The organism is Amycolatopsis sp. NPDC051102 (assembly GCF_040682815.1).
Lineage (GTDB): Bacteria > Actinomycetota > Actinomycetes > Mycobacteriales > Pseudonocardiaceae > Amycolatopsis.
Map to the genome: position 1 here is coordinate 684,518 of NZ_JBFBBT010000001.1, position 14,684 is coordinate 699,201.

Consider the following 14,684-nt stretch of genomic DNA (forward strand, 5'->3'; position numbering starts at 1 on the left):
GCTGCGCTAGGGTCGGCTCGCCCGGCACGGTCGTCCCGCCGTCGCCGGCCGGCCGGCCGTGGGAGGTTCGCATGCCGGGGCTGATCGGCCGGCACAGCGAGTGCGCCACCCTCGATCGCCTCCTGGCCGCCGCCCGGTCGGAGCGGGGCCAGGTGCTCGTCCTGCGCGGCGAAGCCGGCATCGGTAAGACCGCGCTGCTGGAGTACGCGGACGCGCAGGCGCGGGAATTCCGCGTCGCGCGCGCCGCCGGTGTCGAAGCCGAGCAGGTGATGGCCTACGCGGGGCTGCACCAGCTGTGCGCGCCGTTCCTCGACCGGCTCGACCGCCTGCCCGAGCCCCAGCGCGACGCGCTCGGCACGGCGTTCGGGCTCAGTTCCGGGGCCCGGCCGACCCGGTTCCTGGTCGGGCTGGCGGTGCTGACCCTGCTCGCCGACGTGGCCGAGGACCAGCCGCTGCTCTGCCTGGTCGACGACGTGCAGTGGCTCGACCGGATGTCCGCGCTGGTGCTGACCTTCGTCGCCCGCCGCCTGCTCGCCGAGCGGATCGCGGTGGTGTTCGCGGTGCGCGACGGCGGCCCCGAGCCCGATCTGGCCGGGTTGCCGGAACTCGCGGTCGGCGGGCTGGGGGAGGCCGAGTCGGACGCGCTGCTGGCCTCGGTGCTCAAGGGCCCGATGGACAGCCGCGTCCGCGACCGGATCATCGCCGAAACCCACGGCAACCCGCTGGCGCTGCTGGAACTGCCGCGCGCGTGGACAGCGGCCGACGGCGTCGGGCAGCCCGTGCCGCTCGCCGGGCGCATCGAACAGTGCTTCGTCAAGCAGCTGGAGCCGCTGCCCGCCGACACCCGGCGGCTGCTGCTCATCGCCGCCGCCGAGCCCCTCGGCGACGCCACGCTGCTGTGGGGCGCGGCCGGCCGGCTGGGCCTCGGCGCCGACCCCGCCACCGCGGCCGAGGCGACCGGGCTGATCGAGTTCGGCCGCCGGATCCGGTTCCGCCACCCGCTGGTGCGGTCGGCGGTCTACCGGTCGGCGCCGGCCCGGGACCGCCACGACGTGCACCGGGCCCTGGCCGAGGTGACCGACCCGGACCGGGACCCCGACCGCCGGGCCTGGCACCGCGCGCAGGCGACCGTCACCCCGGACGAGGACGTCGCTGCCGACCTCGAACGCTCGGCGGGCCGGGCCCGGGCCCGCGGCGGCCTGGTCGCCGCGGCCGCGTTCTTCGAGCAGGCGGCGCTCCTGACACCCGAACCCGCCCGGCGCGCGGACCGCGAACTCGCGGCGGCCGTCGTCAAGCGCGACGCCGGTGCGCTCGACGAGGCAGCCGGCCTCCTCGACGCGGCGGAGGCCGGACCGCCGGACGCCGGGCGCGCCGCCGAGATCGAGCGCCTGCGGGGCCAGATCGCGTTCGACCAGCGGCGGGGCGGCGACGCGGCCCGGCTCCTGCGGCGCGCGGCCGAGCGGCTCACCCCGCTGGACGCGAACCGGGCGCGGGAGACCTACCTGGAAGCGCTGGCGGCGGCGCTGTGGGCCGGTTCGGACGCCCGCGGTCTCGCCGCGGCGGCGGAGGCCACCCGCGCCGCGCCCCCGGCGCCCGTGCCGCCCCGCGCGGTCGACCTCGTCCTGGACGCCCTGGTCACCCGGTTCACCGACGGCTACCGGGCCGCGGCGCCGCTGCTGTTCAAGGCGCTGGCGGCGGTCCGCGCCCTGGACGTCGACGCGGGGGACAGCGGGCGGCTGCTGTGGCTGCTGGGCAACCGGGCCGGCGGCATGATCGCCACTGAAGCGGCGGACTTCGCCGCGGCGCGGGCGTTCGCCGCGCGTCAGGTCCAGCTCGCCCGCGACGCCGGTGCGTTGGTGCAGCTGCAGTTCGCGCTCAACTTCCTCGGCGTCAACGAGCTGCTGGCGGGGGAGCTCACCGCGGCGGCGGCGTCGGCAGAGGAAGACCGGGTGATCGCGGGCCTGACCGGCAACGAGCCGGTCGGCTACGCGGCGATGCTGCTGGAGGCGTTCCGCGGCCGGGAGCCACAGGCGGCCTTCGAGGACACCGCACGCGACGCGTCGGCGCGCGGCCAGCTGCGTCTGGTGACCTTCGCCGACTACGGGCGGGCGGTGCTGTACAACGGCCTCGGCCGCCACGACGCCGCGCTGGCGGCGGCCCGCCGCGTGTTCGACCACGACGTGGTGGGCTTCCAGGGCCTGGCCACCGCGGAGCTGGCCGAGGCGGCGTCCCGCACCGGCGACGAAGCACTGCTGCAGGCCGCGGCCACCCGCTCGGCGGAACGCGCCGAGGCGGCCGGAACGGCGGAGGCGAAGGGCCTGAACGCCCGCGTGCGCGCGTTGTGCGGCACCGACCCCGACGACGGCTACCGCGAGTCGATCGCGTGCTTCGAGCGGACGACGCTCCGGGTGGACCTGGCCCGCAGCCACCTGCTGTACGGCGAATGGCTGCGCCGCGAGGGCCGCCGCGTGGACGCCCGCGAGCAGCTGCACACGGCCCACGAACAGTTGTCCACCATGGGTTTGCGGGCGTTCGCCGACCGCGCCCACCGCGAGCTCCAGGCAACCGGCGAGACGGCCCGCAAACGCACGGCGGAGCCGACGGGCGAGTTGACCGCCCAGGAGTTCCAGATCGCCCGCCTGGCCGCGGAGGGCTACTCGAACCCCGAGATCGGCACCCGCCTGTTCCTCAGCCCGCGCACGGTCGAATGGCACCTGCGCAAGATCTTCCCGAAGCTGGGGATCAGCTCACGCCGCCAGCTGCGCGACACCGCCCTCGCCAACGCCTGAGCTGCCGTGAGACGGCTGTCAGCAAGTGTGTCGGCGGGGGAAATCCGTCCCCGGTCACGCCGGGGCACGGTATGCGGCGCGGAACCGGTCCAACAGCGCCAAGGTCAGTTGCGGCTCGGTGTTCAACGCGCGCCGGGCCCGGGCCAGCAGGTCGATGGGTGCGTTCCGGTCCGGTGTAAGCAACGTTTCCACGCCCGCAGCAGTGGTGGCGTCCGTGAAGGCTTCGCACAGCGCGATGCCCAGCCGGCACAAGGCGCGGATCTCCGTGCTCAGCTGCCGCAGGGTCCGGTCGTCGTCGGGGACGTCGTAGTCGGCCAGCCACGAGGCGAGTTCCTGCAGCCGCCGCGGGAGGTCGTCCTCGCGGGGGTGCGTGAGGCCGGCGACCGTGTTGAGGGCGACGATCAACGTGGCGGCGTCGGCGCTGAGCTGGTGGGCGGCATGGGTGTAGGCGCGCAGCTTCCCGGCGATGTCGGCGGCGACGAGCCGGCGCGTGAGGGCCGCCAGCCGGGGCGGCTCGTCCTCGGCTTCGTCGATGACGTCGAGGAAAGTGGCCGCGGTGCGGGCCAGCTCGCGGGGGATGCCGGCACAGAGGGCGTGGCAGAGGGCGTCGAACGGGCTCGGCAGGCCGATCAGCTGCTGGTCGAGCCACTGCCGGGTCTCGGTGAAGGTGAACGGTTCGACGGGGATGATCGTGGTGAACGCGCTGTCGAGGGCGTCCCGGATCGGCACGCCGCGCCGGTCGAAGGCGGCGAGGGCGTCCTCGGACACCGACACCAGGAAGACGGTGTGGTCGACGGTGAACACGGTCTTGAGGTCGTTGACGAACTCGTGGACATCGGCCGGATCGAGCATCTTGTCGAGTTCGTCGATGGCGACGGTGATCCCGTCCGCGATGCCGGCATGGCGCAGCTCGAAGGCCGCCCGTTCGAGGAAGTCGCGAAGTTCGGCGACGACTTCGGGCTGGGTGAGGGGCTGCTCGGCCCGGGCGAGCGACCGCGAGACGGCGAGACCCATTCCCCGCGGGGCTTCGACCTTGCCCGACCAGCCTGTGGTGTGGGTTTGGAGGAACCGGATGCGCTTGAGGTTTTCGTCGGCCAGCAAAGCCAGGGCACGCAACGGGAGGCTGCGGCGCCGCTGCCACTGGCGCTGATCGGCGAAGCGGTGGCGCCGTGCTTCCCAGTAGCGGTCGACCGACGAGGGGCGGGCAGGCGGCTCGGGCAACGGCAGCGGTTGCCACGGCAGGCCGAGGACATCGCACCACGTGCTGAGCCGGCGGTGGAGGCGGAATCGCAGGTGCGAGTTCAGCCAGGTGCGCCGGGCTTTCTCCATCGCGTTGAACAGCTGCTCTTCCCGGTTGCCGTCCGAAGCGACGAACGGCACGAGGATGAGGGCTATCAGATGGAAGGCACCGGCGACGAGACCCACGGTGAGGAATGCGGCGGCCGCTGCGCGGTTGCTGACCGGCTGGGTGGCGGAGGCGGGCCGGGTCAGCACCTCGCGCATGGCTGCGGGGTAGTCGGCAACCAGCTGCCGCAGGTCGTGGTAGTGGATCAGGGCCGCCAGCGCGACCGCGATCAGGGCGACGGCCGTGCCGCGGAGGAAGTACCTGACCATAGCCGAGCGCAGGGACGACCGGCGGAGCGCGCGGTAGTGCGCGGTCCAGCGGTCCTGCCCGGCTGGGGTGCGGCCGCGCAGCGGCGGAAGTTCCGCCAGCACGGCTTTGCCCAGCACGGTGTGCAGGTGCAGCACGAAGTCGCGCAGTTCGTAGCGCGTCGGCGCGGAGACCAGCACCGTCAGCCGCCGAGCCGTGGGCAGCAAGCCGTTCTGCAACGCGGACAGCATGGTGCTCTTGCCGACCCCGCGGGCGCCCGCCAGGCCGATCGCACCGCGGTGGGTCCGGGCGATCTCGCCGGCCAGGTTTTCCATGGCTTCGGTCGTGACCAGGAACGAAGGTGCGCCGCCCAGCAGCACGCTGCGGTGGCCGCGCAACGTCAAAGCGTGGTCGAACCGGCGCTCGGCGGCGCGGTTGATCCGCTCCCGCAGGTGCGGCAGCACGATCTCGTCGCGCACATCGCGTCGCCACTGGAGCCGCGAGCGCCACACGCGGCGTCGCAGCGATCGACGCCCACGACCCCATTGCATCCGCTGCCACCACGACGCCGGGAGGCTCCGGCGCAGGAGGAACCGGGTGATCGGTTCGAAGCGCGGCAGCGTGGCCGCGATCGTCAGCACCAGCAGTCCGCGCAGCAGGAGCCCGAGACCGGGCACGGCGACGGTCACGACGGCCGTGGCGACCAGCAAGGGCCAGGCCAGGGCGGCAATCAAGGTGAGCCGCGCTCGGCGCGGCAGAGCCCGGAGGCTCTCGCGGCGCCAGTCCGGTGGCTGCCGGATGTGCGTTTCCAGCACCGCCGCCCGGTCCGCGACCAGCCGGAAGCGTGCTTCGACACGCCGGCGCAGCGCCTCGTCGTGCAGCAGGTCGGCCTCGATCCCGAGGATCGCCTCGGCCGACCAGCCGAGCCGGGCCAGCGCGTCCGCCGGCTCCGGCAGCTTCATCGCCTGCGCCACGATCTCGCGGAAGTCGTCCTCGCCCTGATCGTCCATGCGTAGCCGCATGCAGCACCCTCCCGTGCCTGCCGAACCCAGCGTGCCGAGGTGTTCACACTGCCAGTGATCGGTTCGGGACAAGGGCGATTCGAGCCGATTGCCGCCGGCTCCGGAACACGCGTTGCTTCCGGACAGCCGCGTGGCCGGCCCGCGGTACTCTCCCGGCACTGATCCGGGAGGGGGACACGATGAGCAGTGCCAAGGTGCTGGTGACCGGAGCGAGCATCGCGGGGCCCGCCGTGGCGCACTGGCTGCGCCGGCGGGGGGCCGCGGTGACCGTCGTCGAGCGGGCTCCCGGGCTGCGGCCCGGTGGGCAGGCGGTGGATGCGCGCGGGGTGACCCGGGAGGTCATCCGGCGGATGGGACTGGACGCGGCGGTTCGCGCGGCGCGCACCGAGACCGCCGGCGCGCACATCGTGGACGCCGACGGCACCGTGCTGGAGACCTTCCGCGCGGAGGACGACGGCGGCGACGGCTACATCTCGGAGATCGAGATCCTGCGCGGCGACCTGTCCCAGGTGCTCCACGACGACACCCGCGACGGCGTCGAGTACGTCTTCGGCGACCGGATCGCCGAGCTCACCCAGGACGCGGACGGCGTCGACGTGACTTTCGCGGGCGGCGACCGGCGGCGTTTCGACCTGGTGGTCGGGGCCGATGGGCTGCACTCGGCGCTGCGGGCGATGGTCTTCGGGCCGCACGAGCGGTTCGTCCGGCACCTCGGGCACGTGATGGCCTTCTACAGCGTGCCCAACGAGTTCGGGCTCGACCGCTGGCTGCTCGAGCACCAGGACGCCGGGCGCTCGGCCATGCTGCGGCCCATCCGGGACGCCACCCGCGCGATGGCCATGTTCTCCTTCGTCTCGCCCGGTTTCGACGTCGACCACCGCGACATCGAGGGGCAGAAGCGCCTGCTGCGCGAGCAGGTGGCCGGCCTGGGCTGGTTGACGCCGCAGCTGCTCGCGCACCTGGACGACACCCCGGACTTCTACCTCGACCAGGTCGCCCAGGTCGTGCTGGACCGCTGGTCGAGCGGCCGGGTGGTCCTGCTCGGCGACGCGGCGTTCAGCTCGTCGCCGCTGTCCGGGCAGGGCACCGGGCTGGCCCTGGTCGGCGCCTACCTCCTGGCCGGCGAACTGGCCGCCGCCGGCTGGGACCCGGCGGCGGGGTTCGCGGGCTACGAGACGCGGATGCGCCCGTTCGTCGAGGCGAACCAGGAGATCGGCCGGCTGCACGCACACAGCCGCAGCGGCGCCGAAGCCGAGCACGACGCCGACGCCGGGCACGACACCGAGTGGCTCAACGAGTTGGTGGATCGCGCGCTGAACGGAGTCGAGCTGCCTGACTACGCCGGGGTGCCGGATTCCGGGGCCGCGGTCAAGGGATAGCCGGGAGGTCGGTCGCGGCGCACGCGCGCAGCCGAGCTGGTCGGGTGCGCTCAACGGTGTCGTGCTGCCTGACTGCGCCGGGGTGGTGGACTCCGGAGTGTCGGTCCACGGCTGGCCCGCGTCCCGGCAACGTCCCACCGGGCCGGCGTTTCCGCTGGTCCGGCGGGTGGGATCGTCCCGGCGTCCCGAGTTCCGCGCTGACCGGCGACCGGCCGGGGCGCCGCTGCCAGCCTTCACGCCATGCAGAGACTCGCTCTGGCCGTCGCGGTGCTGCTGGCGGTCCCCGCCGCCGCTCCCGCGGTTGCGGCCGAACCCGTTGCCGTGTGCGGGCACACCAGTGCCCAGCCCACCCTGAAGCAAGGGGCCACCGGCGCCCCCGTCGTCGAGGCGCAGTGCGAACTGAACCTGGCGACCAAGGCGAGCCGGTACTCGCCCGTCGGCGCGGACGGCACCTTCGGTCCCGCCACCGACGCCCGGGTGCGTGTGTTCCAGAAGTGCGCCGGGCTGAGCGTGGACGGCCAGGTGGGGCCGAACACCTGGGCCGCGCTGAACTCGTGGGCCGCGCGGCCGCGCAAGTGCGCCACCCAGGGCACGGCGGGCACCGCGCAGAGCGTGGTGTGCGGGCACTCCACCGCCCGGCCCACCCTGCAGAGCGGCTCCACCGGCGCGGACGTCAAGGAACTCCAGTGCCGGCTGAACCTCGCCATGGAGCCCGGCCACTACCCGCCGCTGACGATCGACGGCCAGTTCGGGGACGACACCCGCACCCGGGTGATCGAGTTCCAGCACTGCGTCAACGCCAGTGCCGACGGTGTCGCCGGGCCCACCACCTGGGCCAAGGTCACCGACTGGTCCGGCCGCAACACCTACTGCACGCCGCCGAAACCCGCCGGGCACCCGATCGACGGCGTCGACACCGCGAAGTACCAGCACCCCGGCGGCGCGCCGATCAACTGGGGCGCGGTGAAGGCGTCCGGCGTCGAGTTCGCCACCGTCAAGGCGACCCGCGGCCTGAACGTCACCGACGAGTACCTGGCCACCGACCTGCCCGCCGCGCGCAACGCCGGCCTGGCCGCCGGGCCCTACCACTTCTACACGGGCACGGCCGCCGGCACCGGCGGTGCGCAGGCCGACCGGTTCATCGCCGCGGTGAAGGCCACCGGGTACACCGGCAAGCGCGCCGGTGACCTGCCGCCCGTGTTCGACCTGGAGTGGAAGGACGACGGCTCCGGCGGCTGCCCGCCGTACGTCACCGTCGCCGACGTCAAGGCGTGGCTGGACAAGGTGCAGGCGGCCTTCGGCCGGACGCCGATCATCTACACCCAGAAGTCCTTCCTGGACGCCTGCCTCGGCGGCACCACGGCGCTGTCCGGCTATCCGATGCAGCTCGCCGACTACCGGCAGTCCGTCACGCAGCCGGCGCTGCCCGCCGGGTCGAAGACCTGGCTGATGTGGCAGTACACCGACGCGGCCATTCCCGACGGCATCCCCGCGCCGGCCACCGGGGACGTCTTCAACGGCACCCAGGCCGATCTCGACCAGCTCGCCAACCGCTGAATCCCCGCTAGGAAAGGACGAGAATGACCCTCCCCATGAGCCGCCGCACGGTGCTGCGCGGCGCGGTGGTGCTCGGTGCGGCCGCGGCGGTCAGCCCGCTGCTGCTGACCGGCACGGCCCAGGCGTACCCGTGGTCCCGCACGCTCAGCCAGGGCAGCACGGGCGCCGACGTCACCGAACTCCAGATCCGCGTCGCGGGCTGGGCGGCCGACCACGCCAGCCAGAGCCGCGTCTCGATCGACGGCGAATTCGGCCCCGGCACGGCTGCCGCGGTCCGCCGGTTCCAGACCGCCTACGGGCTCGGCGCGGACGGCCAGGTCGGGCCGGCCACCCAGGCCGCGCTCAACGCGCTGGAGCAGAGCGACGGGTCCACCGTGCACTTCAACTTCAGTGAGTTCACCGACCGCGACAGCGGCACCTTCAACGGCGGCAAGGTCAGCGCGGCCACCGCCAAGGAGAACGCCCGCCGCTGCATGTACAAGCTGGAGGCGCTGCGCAAGAAGCTCGGGAACAAGCCGATCACGGTGAACTCCGGGTTCCGCAGCATCGCGCACAACGCCGAGATCGGCGGCGCCAGCGACAGCATGCACCTCTACGGCACCGCGGCCGACCTGAACGTGCCGGGCGTGGCCAACAAGACCGTCTACCAGAAGGCCGAGACCTGCGGGTTCTCCGGCCTGGAGACCTACAACACCGACCATCAGCACGTCGACAGCCGGGCCGACCTCGGCCGCTCGTGGTGGTGGGAGAACGGCACGGTGTGACCACCGGCCGGGTGCCGGGGGACCTGGGGATTCCCGGCACCCGGCCGGCTCAGCGCGACTGCGGGTTCGCCAGCGCCGCCGAGCAGGCCGGCCAGTCGTGGAAGTCGTGGTGCACGCCCCACAGGCGGTGCGCGGCGTCGATGTTCCACGCCGGGTCGAACGCCTGCCGGGGCGTGCCGCCCAGCTCCAGCAGGCGGCCGTCGGAGATCTGGAAGACGCCCCAGTTGCGGCTGCCGTTCGTGTTCGGCAGCACCCACAGCGGATCGAGGAACGACGCGCAGCGGGCGATCGCGACCGCGGTGTCCGGCGTTTCGGTGAACACCGCCCGGATCCGCTGCTCCACCATGGCCGCCGACCAGCCCGCCATGCTGGTCCGGTGGTCGTACAGCGCGGTCTTGGTGGCCTCGTCGACCACGCCGCGGGCGGGCAGGCCGGCCAGCACCTGGAACGCCGTGACCCGGCGCAGCGTCTCCGGGCCGAACGAACCGTCGACCGAGAGCCGCCCGTGCGCCGCGACCAGCAGGTTCTGCACCTCGCTGACGCATTCGTCGTGCTGGCCCATGCTCACCGGCGGCTGGCAGGCGGCGGAGAACAGCACCCGGTCGGCGTACCGGCCGGGCGGCGACCCCGACCCGTCGGCGGTGACCCAGAACAGCCCGCCGGCCAGCAGGACGACGACCGCGATGGCCACCGGCAGGTACCAGCGCCGGTGCCACGGCGGCGCGGCACGCTCGAGGTCCGCCGGCGGCACCCCGTCGTCCCGGCCGGCGTCGGCCAGGGCCCACAACTGGTGCAGCTCGCGCAGTTCCTCCGCGGACGCGCCGCAGACCTTGGCGAACGAGTGGACCACGCGGTAGTCGGCGGGCACGCTCTTGCCGGAGCAGTACCGGTGCAGGCTGGAGCCGCTGGCCCCGGCCTGCCTGCCGAGCCGCTCGTAACCCTGCCCGCTGCGGTCCTTCAGCATGCGCAGGTAGGCGGCGAACTTGTCCATGTGCGGTGTCACGGTGACTGGAACACCTCGCTCGGGCCGCGGATGACGGACGGAAGTTAACACCGCCGGGCGGCAAGCCGGGCGGAAACCGACGGATTGCGCCACCCGGCCGATCACACCCGGCCGTCCGGTGGCGTTCGTCCGGCCGGCCGCGCGGCGGAGATGACCAAGGTCCCCGGCCCGGGGTCCGAAGATCCCTGGGCGGGTGCCCGCCGGCCGGGCAGGCTCGGGGGAGTGATCGGGCAAGAGCCGCGAAGGCACCCGGCCGGCGTCCTCCGACGAAGGAGAAATCCCCTTGCTGTCCCCAGCATCCGCCGCGGATGCCGGGCCCGGCATGCTCTGACTTGCCGCGTTCCTCACCGCGCCGCCCGGGCAGGGGGAACCCGGACCACTCGTTCACGTGGAGCGCCTGGATGCTGGGCCTGGTCGAGCCGGCCGGGGAGCAGTGAGGATTCCGCCCGTCTGCGAACCGCCGGTTCCCGGTGCCGTACCGCCGTTTCCGGGCCGGCGGGCCGCAGGCCCGGCCGGTTGCCCGGCTCGCTTCGGCGGTTCCCGGAAACCGTGACCGGCCGCGTCACGGACCGGCGAGGGCCGGGTGGGCGCGGATCCGTTCGGCGAGTTCCCGGGCTTCGCGGGAGTTGCGGTAGGGCGCGGTGTCCAGCGTCGCGCAGATGTCGGACAAGCGGGTGGCCAGGTGGGCGACGCCGGTGGTGGCGGCCGTGCTGATCACCGGGTCGAGCGCGACGCCGGCGGCGTCCAGTTCGCGCACCGCCAGGTAGCCGTCGGTCATCTCCAGGCGGGTGGATGCCTCGCCGCCGTACCGGCGGTTGCGCTCGGCGTCCGTCGCGTACACGCGCAGGGCGCGTTCGGCCGCTTCGATCGCCAGCGTCGGCTTGCCGATCTGGACCCAGGCGCCGGCGTTGCAGAAGGACTGGCGTGCCTCGTCGAAGCCGAATTCGCCGCCGACGAGGTCGTGCAGCTCGTCGGGCTCGGTGGGCTGCTCGCGGGCGCGGTGGCCCATGCTGATCACGGTCTGGGTTTCGCGGGCGTCGCCGAGGGAGGCCCAGGCGCGGCTTTCGATGTTGCACAGGCGCACGAAGCCGGTGCCGTGCCTCAGGTGTTCGCGGCCGGCCTTGGCCAGGTGCGCGGCTTCCCGCGGGTTGCCCGACCAGAACGCGATCAGCGCCTGCGTGCCGCGCAACCACGCCTTGAGCCCGTTGTGGCCGATGATCTCGGCGTAAACCCAGGCGGCGCGCGACTGTTCGGCCGCGGCGCCGTAGCAGCCCAGCTCCATGCTGGCGCTCGCCAGCAGCCCGCACGTCTGGCCGGCGAGCAGGTAGAGGTGCGACTGCTGCGCCGGGTGGGCGCGCCGCTGCAGCAATCGGAAGATGCGGTCGCGCACGCGGACGAGCTCGCCGAAGATTTCGGCGGGCTGGGTGAGGATGGAGCTGCGCGCGAGCTGGACGACGTCGTGGTCCAGCTGTTCGAGGGTGATCGCGCCGACCTCGGTGACCTCGGCGAGTTCGGCGTGCGCCCCGGACGCGTGCGCGGCGGCGCGGACCGCGGCGGCGTCGAGCCGTCCGGGTGCCGGGGGAGCGGCGGGTTCCCCGGCCGGCGGGAGCTGGTCGAGCACGAGCCGCTCGGGCTCGGGCAACAGCGGCAGTTCGTCTTCGGCCAGCAGGGCGCGGGGCACGGTGCCGTAGACGCGGGCGAGCAGCGCGAGGACGTGGATCGTGGGCCGGATGCCGCGCTGCGGCCACGCCTCGTACTCGCTGATCCGTTTCCCGGTCACCGGGGCACGCGGGTCGCCGAGCAGGTCGTTGCAGCGCGCGGCGACCGCCGTCTGGGAGAGGCCGTGGGTGTACCGCCAGGCCTGACGCGGGTTGAACTGCCAGCGCCCGGCCATCTCGGCGGCGATCCGCGCCGGGCTCGAGCCGGCGGCGAGCAGCTGGTGCCGGAGCCGCTCCCGGTCCGGCTTGCTGCCGGGTTTCGCCCCGCTGGTTCCCATGGCGGGTCACCGTAGCGCATCACGGCTTTCCGTGGCAGCACCGCAGATCACGCGGAAAATCCGGCGAAAACTCCTGCCGGGCGGGAATCCGCGCGACCCGTCCCGTCCGGAAGGCTGGTCCGCCGCACCGAGCCGAGGAGGACCCGTGTCCCGTCGTCGCCAGACCGCCGGCGCATGACCGTGCGCTGGGCCGAAAACGCCCGCACCGACCGGACACCGCCCGGCCCCGCCCGGCCGGCGGAGGCCGCGCCCACCCCGGCGGCCGCCCCGCCGGCCGCCGGCAAGCCCCGCCGGCCACGCACGAGCGGAACCGCGGGTGACGCCGGTCGAGGAGGGCCTGCGCACGCTGGTGGCCCGCGGCTTCCGCTTCCAGCACATCGCCGACGACGACGGCGAGCTGACGATCATCGTGGGCACGTACGGCTGGCCGCGGTTCTGCGACCGCATCGAGATCCACGGCGAGCTGGAGGCATCGGCGGCGCGTACGCGGGTCGAGGCGGCGGAGGAGGCCGTGTGGGGTCTGCACGGGGACGCGGTGTCGGTGATCGCCGCGTTGCTCGCGTTGCCGGTGCCGGAGGTGTCCGTTGTGGACGGACCGGCCGTCTGAGCGAACGGGAACGACGCGTAATCCGTTTGCCCGGACAGGTCGCGGCCACGACGATGGGCCGGTGTCCGGGAACGTGTCGCTGGAAGAGGTGAAGTCCGGGCTCCGTACGGCGTTGGCCTGGCGCGGAGACCGCACGGACCGGCATCGCTGGGCCGATGTGACGGGGTGGTGGCGCCGCCCCGATCTGCTCGCGAACCTGGGCCCCGCGTTGGCGGCGCTGTTCGCCGACCGGGAACCCACCGTCGTCCTGGGTCCGGAGTCGCGCGGGTGCCTCCTGGGGCCGTTGGTCGCCCTGCACCTGGGGGTGGGGTTCGTCGAAATCCGCAAGGACCGGGCGCCGTCCGCCGACAGCGACGCCTGGTTGCGCCGGACCACCCCGCCCGACTACCGGGACCGCCACCTCAGCCTCGGCTTCCCCAAGCACCTGGTCGGCGGCGGCGACCGGGTGCTGTTCGTCGACGACTGGATCGAGACCGGCGGCCAGGCGCACGGCGCCCACCTCCTCACCCAGGACGCCGAGGCCACCTGGCTCGGGGCCGCGACCGTGGTCGACGCGTTGCGCAGCAACCGGGTTCGGCGCGACCTCGACGTCCGGTCGCTGCTGCACGTCAGAGAACTCTGACCGCCCCGCGGGTCTGGAGTTCTCCGCGCGGCGACGTCACACTGGTTGCGGTTCGCAGGAATCCCGCCCGGCGGAGGAGGGCCGAGGAATGGCGACAGCCATCGAATACGCCGTTGTGACGCATCGGCACGACCAAACCGGGTACGGCGGTGGCTTGCCGGCCCAACACTGGAAGCCCACGGGTGTCACTCTCGGCTCGTCGGTGACGCACGTGGACGTCGTGCCGGCGGCGCCGGTCGAAGGGTGGCTCGTCACCGGGCTGCCCGCCGTGCTGCTGGTGGCCGTCGCGGGGCTGGTGTGGCGCCGGCGGAGGAACCACCTTCGCTGACCGCGAGGCCGATCGGGCCGGGACAGCGGCCGCCGGTGATCACCGGGGCGACCAGTGCCTCGCCCACCAGTGCAGCACGTCGAGGAACGCCGGAGCCAGTGGCTGCCCTTCGACGGGGCTGCCGGCCGGGTGCAGGAGGTGGTCGATCCCGTCGAGGGTGGCCAGGTGCTCACCGTGCAGGGCCTTCAGCAGCGGCGGCAGGGTGGCGCAGGGGACGTTGGGGTCGGCGGTCCCGCACGTCACCAGCACCCGCGTGCCGCGCGGCACCTTGCGGGCCACGTCCGGTGGGTAGATCGCGTCGTCGCCGCGCAGGTAGACACTCTGCCCGGCGAGGATGCGGAACAGCCCGGCGACGGACGGCACCATGCCGTCCGTGCTGGTGGGCCCGCCGGCGCGGAAGCCGGCGATCCACGCGCTGATCAGGTTCTTCTGGGCCGCGGCCTGCTCCGGCGGCAGCGCGGCGTCGAGCTGGGCGCCGACCTGGGCGGCGATCATGTCGAGGATCCGCTGGTCCTGCGGCGCGATCAGGGCCAGCCCGGCCGGCCGCGGCCGCACGGACGTGGCGACGAGCAGCGCGTTCATACCGCCCTCGCTGTGGCCGGCGACGAGCATGGCGGCCGGGTTCGTCTCCGGCTGCGCACGCAGGGTCTCGTAAGCGGCGCGGGCCTGGCGGATGAAGACTTCGTAGCCGGCGCCGGCGGGCGGCAGGGTGGGCGCCGGCCCGGTGCCGTACTTGTCGAACCGGAACGTCATGATGCCGTCCCGGCCCAGCGCGTCCGCCAGCAGCGCCAGGGTGTCCGGCCGGAACCCGGGCAGCTGGTCGCCGTTGCGGTCGGTGGGGCCGCTGCCGGGCAGCAGCAGCGCGGCCGCGAGCCGGGCGCCGGGCCGGTGCGCCGGCACGTGCAGGGTGCCGTGGGCGGCGAGGCCGTCCGACTGGAACGTGAGTTCCCGGTCGGTGGCCGGAAGGCTGCCGGTGGGTGCGACGGCCGCGGCGACCAGCGCCGCGGCAATGAGGCTGTGCATGGG

Annotated in this window: 11 protein-coding genes; 7 read left to right on the forward strand and 4 right to left on the reverse strand. The window is 73.8% G+C overall.

Annotation, left to right across the window (positions count from 1 at the left end; genetic code table 11):
- The first annotated feature begins 71 nt into the window (after positions 1 to 71).
- On the forward strand, positions 72 to 2,789 hold the full coding sequence (locus tag AB0M93_RS02950) for an AAA family ATPase (RefSeq protein ID WP_364267733.1): 2,718 nt from the start codon (positions 72 to 74) through the stop codon (positions 2,787 to 2,789).
- A gap of 54 nt (positions 2,790 to 2,843) precedes the next feature.
- Here AB0M93_RS02950 and AB0M93_RS02955 read toward each other — a convergent pair whose 3' ends face one another.
- The gene (locus AB0M93_RS02955; protein WP_364267735.1) at positions 2,844 to 5,390 is read right to left on the reverse strand and encodes a hypothetical protein; all 2,547 of its coding nucleotides are present in this window, start codon (positions 5,388 to 5,390) and stop codon (positions 2,844 to 2,846) included.
- Between the two features lie 191 nt (positions 5,391 to 5,581).
- Between AB0M93_RS02955 and AB0M93_RS02960 the strand changes: the two genes are divergently transcribed.
- The 3 genes from AB0M93_RS02960 (at position 5,582) to AB0M93_RS02970 (ending at position 9,102) form a co-directional block, all read left to right on the forward strand.
- Positions 5,582 to 6,781: an FAD-dependent monooxygenase gene (locus AB0M93_RS02960; protein ID WP_364267737.1), complete on the forward strand. Its 1,200-nt coding sequence runs from the start codon at positions 5,582 to 5,584 to the stop codon at positions 6,779 to 6,781.
- A 240-nt stretch (positions 6,782 to 7,021) separates the two neighbouring features.
- A complete protein-coding gene (locus tag AB0M93_RS02965) occupies positions 7,022 to 8,338 on the forward strand; it encodes a GH25 family lysozyme (RefSeq protein WP_364267739.1) in 1,317 nt (438 codons plus the stop codon).
- Positions 8,339 to 8,361: 23 nt separating this feature from the next.
- Positions 8,362 to 9,102 (forward strand): D-Ala-D-Ala carboxypeptidase family metallohydrolase, encoded by a 741-nt coding sequence (locus AB0M93_RS02970; RefSeq protein ID WP_364267741.1) that lies wholly within the window; start codon positions 8,362 to 8,364, stop codon positions 9,100 to 9,102.
- Positions 9,103 to 9,151: 49 nt separating this feature from the next.
- On the opposite strand, the gene AB0M93_RS02975 is transcribed toward AB0M93_RS02970, so the two are convergent.
- Positions 9,152 to 10,105 (reverse strand): helix-turn-helix domain-containing protein, encoded by a 954-nt coding sequence (locus AB0M93_RS02975; RefSeq protein ID WP_364267743.1) that lies wholly within the window; start codon positions 10,103 to 10,105, stop codon positions 9,152 to 9,154.
- A gap of 562 nt (positions 10,106 to 10,667) precedes the next feature.
- On the reverse strand, positions 10,668 to 12,101 hold the full coding sequence (locus AB0M93_RS02980) for a hypothetical protein (RefSeq protein WP_364267745.1): 1,434 nt from the start codon (positions 12,099 to 12,101) through the stop codon (positions 10,668 to 10,670).
- Between the two features lie 316 nt (positions 12,102 to 12,417).
- On the opposite strand from AB0M93_RS02980, the gene AB0M93_RS02985 reads away from it, so the two are divergent.
- From AB0M93_RS02985 to AB0M93_RS02995, 3 genes are all read left to right on the forward strand, one after another.
- Positions 12,418 to 12,708 (forward strand): hypothetical protein, encoded by a 291-nt coding sequence (locus AB0M93_RS02985; protein WP_364267747.1) that lies wholly within the window; start codon positions 12,418 to 12,420, stop codon positions 12,706 to 12,708.
- A 61-nt stretch (positions 12,709 to 12,769) separates the two neighbouring features.
- Positions 12,770 to 13,330, forward strand: a complete 561-nt coding sequence (locus tag AB0M93_RS02990; protein WP_364267749.1) for a phosphoribosyltransferase family protein — start codon at positions 12,770 to 12,772, stop codon at positions 13,328 to 13,330.
- A gap of 202 nt (positions 13,331 to 13,532) precedes the next feature.
- On the forward strand, positions 13,533 to 13,658 hold the full coding sequence (locus AB0M93_RS02995) for an LPXTG cell wall anchor domain-containing protein (protein ID WP_364267751.1): 126 nt from the start codon (positions 13,533 to 13,535) through the stop codon (positions 13,656 to 13,658).
- A gap of 39 nt (positions 13,659 to 13,697) precedes the next feature.
- Here the strand turns inward: AB0M93_RS02995 and AB0M93_RS03000 are convergent, their stop codons facing one another.
- On the reverse strand, positions 13,698 to 14,681 hold the full coding sequence (locus tag AB0M93_RS03000; RefSeq protein WP_364267753.1) for an alpha/beta hydrolase: 984 nt from the start codon (positions 14,679 to 14,681) through the stop codon (positions 13,698 to 13,700).
- Positions 14,682 to 14,684: the final 3 nt, after the last annotated feature.

Excerpts from the sequence above, each read along its gene's own strand:
- AB0M93_RS02950 (WP_364267733.1), top strand. The coding sequence starts at position 72 with ATGCCGGGGCTGATCGGCCGGCACAGCGAGTGCGCCACCCTCGATCGC.
- AB0M93_RS02955 (WP_364267735.1), bottom strand. The coding sequence starts at position 5,390 with ATGGACGATCAGGGCGAGGACGACTTCCGCGAGATCGTGGCGCAGGCG.
- AB0M93_RS02960 (WP_364267737.1), top strand. The coding sequence starts at position 5,582 with ATGAGCAGTGCCAAGGTGCTGGTGACCGGAGCGAGCATCGCGGGGCCC.
- AB0M93_RS02965 (WP_364267739.1), top strand. The coding sequence starts at position 7,022 with ATGCAGAGACTCGCTCTGGCCGTCGCGGTGCTGCTGGCGGTCCCCGCC.
- AB0M93_RS02970 (WP_364267741.1), top strand. The coding sequence starts at position 8,362 with ATGACCCTCCCCATGAGCCGCCGCACGGTGCTGCGCGGCGCGGTGGTG.
- AB0M93_RS02980 (WP_364267745.1), bottom strand. The coding sequence starts at position 12,101 with ATGGGAACCAGCGGGGCGAAACCCGGCAGCAAGCCGGACCGGGAGCGG.
- AB0M93_RS03000 (WP_364267753.1), bottom strand. The coding sequence starts at position 14,681 with ATGCACAGCCTCATTGCCGCGGCGCTGGTCGCCGCGGCCGTCGCACCC.